Origin of the sequence: Thermomonas sp. (assembly GCF_046293095.1) — a bacterium.
Lineage (GTDB): Bacteria > Pseudomonadota > Gammaproteobacteria > Xanthomonadales > Xanthomonadaceae > Thermomonas.
Genome location: NZ_JBKBPN010000012.1, coordinates 1 through 3,776, shown reverse-complemented (window position 1 = coordinate 3,776; position 3,776 = coordinate 1). Strand labels below are relative to the sequence as shown.

The window sequence follows — 3,776 nt, the reverse complement described above, 5'->3', positions numbered from 1 at the left end:
TCACCGGCGCGGTGCAGCTGCCGGAGGGTGTGGAGATGGTGATGCCGGGCGACAACGTGAAGATGGTGGTCACGCTGATCAACCCGGTGGCGATGGACGAAGGCCTGCGCTTCGCGATCCGTGAGGGTGGCCGCACCGTCGGCGCCGGCGTGGTGTCCAAGATCATCAAGTAAGCCCCTGCGTTTCCCCCGTTTCCGCCTGCGGGAACGGGCCGGGGTGAAGGCAGGCGGCGAAAGCCGCCGTTGCCTTTTTCGGAAGCAGCATGTTTTTCGATACGCCAGTAGCTCAATTGGCAGAGCAGCGGTCTCCAAAACCGCAGGTTGGGGGTTCGAGTCCCTCCTGGCGTGCCACTCGCGGATCACCGCAGTGGATTCCTGTGGAGAGGATGACATCTTGACCAGCAATACGCTGCCCACCCCGTCTGCCGGTGGTGGGGACATCGCCAAGTACGCCCTTGCTCTCCTGCTGCTGGCCGGTGGGGTTTTCGCCTACTACTGGTTCGATGGCAGCTGGCCGCAGGGTGTTCGCGTTCTTGCGGTCGTAGTGGCGTTGGCGCTGTCCGGTCTGGTGTTCTTCTCCACCGGCAAGGGTGCGCAAGCCCTGGGTTTCCTGTCGGAAGCGCGCTTCGAGCTTCGCAAGGTCGTCTGGCCCACCCGCCAGGAGGCCACCCGCACGATGTGGGTTGTGATCGTCGCGGTCATCCTCATCAGTCTCATCCTCGCTGCCTTCGACTGGACGATCCAGCTCGCGGTGAAAGCGCTGCTCGGTTCCTGATGGAGATCCCAGTGAGCAATACCGAAGTCCACAAGCGCTGGTACGTCGTCCACGCCTATTCCGGGTTCGAGAAATCGGTGGCGCAGGCGCTGCGCGACCGCATCGTCCGCATGGGGATGCAGGATCGCTTCGGCGACGTGCTGGTCCCGACCGAGGAAGTGGTGGAGATGCGCGCCGGCCAAAAGCGCCGTTCCGAGCGCAAGTTCTTCCCCGGCTACGTGCTGGTGCAGATCGCCACCCATCTCGAGGACGCTGTTCCGCGTATCGACAACGAGTCCTGGCATCTGGTGAAGGAAACGCCGAAGGTGCTGGGTTTCATCGGTGGAACCGCCGACCGGCCGCTGCCCATCAGCGATGCCGAGGCCGATGCCATCCTCCAGCGCGTCCAGGATGGCGTCGAGAAGCCGAAGCCGAAGGTGCTGTTCGAGCCGGGCCAGATGGTCCGCGTGGTCGACGGTCCGTTCAATGACTTCAACGGCGTGGTCGAAGAAATCAACTACGAAAAGAGCCGCTTGCGCGTGGCCGTGCTGATCTTCGGCCGCTCCACGCCGGTGGAGTTGGAGTTCGGCCAGGTCGAAAAGGCCTGACGGATCTGTTGCCCGGCATACGGGCGGAAAAACCTGCTATCATTGCCGGCTCCCTCGTGGGAGCCGCCGTGCTGTCGGCCGCCAAGTGCGGCCGGTGGTGCGGATGAAACATCCGCTGGGCGCGACGCCGGGACGCGCCCAGCCTGCGATTGAACGTGATCCCGGTCCGATGGGGAGCCTGCACAGCAGGCGTTTGCACCCGGAGACAAGACAATGGCAAAGAAAGTCGTCGGCTACATCAAGCTGCAGGTGAAGGCCGGTCAGGCCAACCCCTCGCCGCCGGTCGGTCCTGCGCTGGGTCAGCGCGGCCTGAACATCATGGAGTTCTGCAAGGCGTTCAACGCTGCCACGCAGAAGCTGGAGCCGGGGCTGCCGGTCCCGGTCATCATCACGGCCTACTCCGACCGTACCTTCACCTTCATCACGAAGAGCACCCCGGCGACCACGCTGCTGAAGAAGGCGGCGGGGATCACCTCTGGCTCCAAGCGCCCGAACACCGACAAGGTGGGCAAGGTCACCCGCGCCCAGCTCGAGGACATCGCCAAGGCGAAGGAGCCCGACCTGACCGCGGCCGACCTGGACGCGGCGGTGCGCACGATCGCGGGCTCGGCCCGTTCCATGGGTCTGGTGGTGGAGGGTTAAGACGATGGCACTGAACAAGCGACAGAAGGCGATCCTTGCCGCCACCCAGCCGGGCAAGGCCTACGCGATCGATGAAGCCCTGAAGATCGTCAAGGACAACAGCAAGGCCAAGTTCGTCGAGGCCATCGACGTGGCCGTGCGTCTGGGCGTGGACGCCAAGAAGTCCGACCAGCAGGTGCGCGGTTCCACCGTGCTGCCGGCCGGCACCGGTAAGTCGGTGCGCGTGGCCGTGTTCTGCCCGGCGGGCGCCAAGGCCGATGAGGCCCTGGCTGCCGGCGCCGATGTGGTCGGCATGGACGATCTGGCCGAGAAGATGATCGCCGGCGACCTCAACTACGACGTCGTGATCGCCACCCCGGACGCAATGCGCGTGGTTGGCAAGCTCGGCCAGGTGCTGGGCCCGCGCGGCCTGATGCCGAACCCGAAGGTCGGCACCGTGTCCCCCAACCCGGCCGAGGCGGTGAAGAACGCCAAGGCGGGCCAGGTGCGCTACCGCACCGACAAGGCCGGCATCATCCACTGCACGATCGGCAAGGCCAATTTCGAGAACGACGCGCTGAAGGGCAACCTGCAGGCGCTGCTGCTGGACCTGATCAAGGCCAAGCCGGCAACCTCGAAGGGCACCTACCTGCAGAAGATCTCGCTCAGCTCCACCATGGGCCCCGGCGTGACCGTGGACCAGGCCTCGCTGAGCCTGAAGTGATGTTCCAACCCGCGCCGTCCCGGCGGCGCGGTGCATTGAAATTTTGAAGGCCCCGCCGCGATCCGTCGCGGCGGAAGCCGTCAAAGACCGCAGGTGCGGTCCGCGCGTGGCAACGACGGGCAGGGATGCTCACACGGCATGGATTCGCCGTTGCCGAAGGCGGGGTCGCTTAATCCACTCCCGGCAGGGAGGGCCTGCGTAGATGGTGATGCCCTTCTGGGATGTTTTGGTTCAAGACAGCTCTGGATGGCCACCGCCGGGATGCCCCGCATCCCCGATGCCACGGACCGGCATCGCCCAGGACCGCCAGCGGCAGGAGCCGCGGGCGGCGTTCAATAGAGGAGTGACTATGGCTCTCAATCTGTCCCAGAAGCAGGACGTTGTCGCGGAGGTGGCGGAAGTCGCCGCCAAGGCGCACTCCCTGATCGCGGCCGAGTACGCCGGCACCACGGTCTCCCAGATGACCGCGATGCGCAAGAAGGCCCGCGAGACGGGCGTGTTCCTGAAGGTCGTGAAGAACACGCTGGCCGCGCGCGCCGTCACCGGTACCGAGTACGAAGTGGCGAAGGATTCTCTCGTGGGTCCGCTGCTGTATGCGTTCTCCATCGAGGAACCCGGCGCCGCCGGCCGCCTGATCAAGGAATTCGCCAAGGGCAACGACAAGCTGCAGCCCAAGGTCGTCGTCGTCGGTGGCCAGCAGTACCCGGCCAGCCACGTCGATGTCCTGGCTTCGCTGCCGACCCGCGACCAGGCCCTTGCCATGCTGGCCCGCGTGCTGGCCGAGCCGGCGGCGATGTTTGCCCGCGCGGTCAAGGCCGTCGCCGACAAGCAGGGCGGTGGCGATGCGGTCCCGGCGGAAGCCGAGGCGCAGGCCGAACCGGCTTGATGCGCGTCCGATCCTGACAACGTTCCCCATCCAAACGAAACATATCCAGAGGTAATCGCAATGTCCCTGACCAACGAGCAGATCGTCGACGCCATCGCCGCCAAGTCGCTGATGGAAGTGATGGAGCTGGTGAAGGCCATCGAAGAGAAGTTCGGCGTCTCCGCCGCCGCCCCGGTGATGGCCG

General features: G+C 65.5%; 5 protein-coding genes, 1 tRNA gene and 2 pseudogenes. All 8 read left to right on the top strand.

Annotated elements, in window-relative coordinates; genetic code table 11:
- Positions 1 to 173 (top strand): annotated as a pseudogene (locus ACK4SG_RS12970) (elongation factor Tu); the annotation flags it as partial.
- Between the two features lie 101 nt (positions 174 to 274).
- A tRNA-Trp gene (locus ACK4SG_RS12965) sits at positions 275 to 350 on the top strand.
- A gap of 43 nt (positions 351 to 393) precedes the next feature.
- Positions 394 to 774, top strand: a complete 381-nt coding sequence (gene secE / locus ACK4SG_RS12960; protein WP_409602380.1) for a preprotein translocase subunit SecE — start codon at positions 394 to 396, stop codon at positions 772 to 774.
- An 11-nt stretch (positions 775 to 785) separates the two neighbouring features.
- Positions 786 to 1,361 (top strand): transcription termination/antitermination protein NusG, encoded by a 576-nt coding sequence (gene nusG, locus ACK4SG_RS12955; RefSeq protein ID WP_409602378.1) that lies wholly within the window; start codon positions 786 to 788, stop codon positions 1,359 to 1,361.
- 213 nt (positions 1,362 to 1,574) lie between these two features.
- Positions 1,575 to 2,003: a 50S ribosomal protein L11 gene (gene rplK / locus ACK4SG_RS12950; RefSeq protein ID WP_409602376.1), complete on the top strand. Its 429-nt coding sequence runs from the start codon at positions 1,575 to 1,577 to the stop codon at positions 2,001 to 2,003.
- Between the two features lie 4 nt (positions 2,004 to 2,007).
- Positions 2,008 to 2,706, top strand: a complete 699-nt coding sequence (gene rplA / locus ACK4SG_RS12945) for a 50S ribosomal protein L1 (RefSeq protein WP_409602374.1) — start codon at positions 2,008 to 2,010, stop codon at positions 2,704 to 2,706.
- A gap of 349 nt (positions 2,707 to 3,055) precedes the next feature.
- Positions 3,056 to 3,592, top strand: coding sequence for a 50S ribosomal protein L10 (gene rplJ / locus ACK4SG_RS12940; RefSeq protein ID WP_409602372.1), 537 nt, complete (start codon positions 3,056 to 3,058; stop codon positions 3,590 to 3,592).
- Positions 3,593 to 3,652: 60 nt separating this feature from the next.
- A pseudogene (gene rplL / locus ACK4SG_RS12935) lies at positions 3,653 to 3,776 on the top strand (50S ribosomal protein L7/L12); the annotation flags it as partial.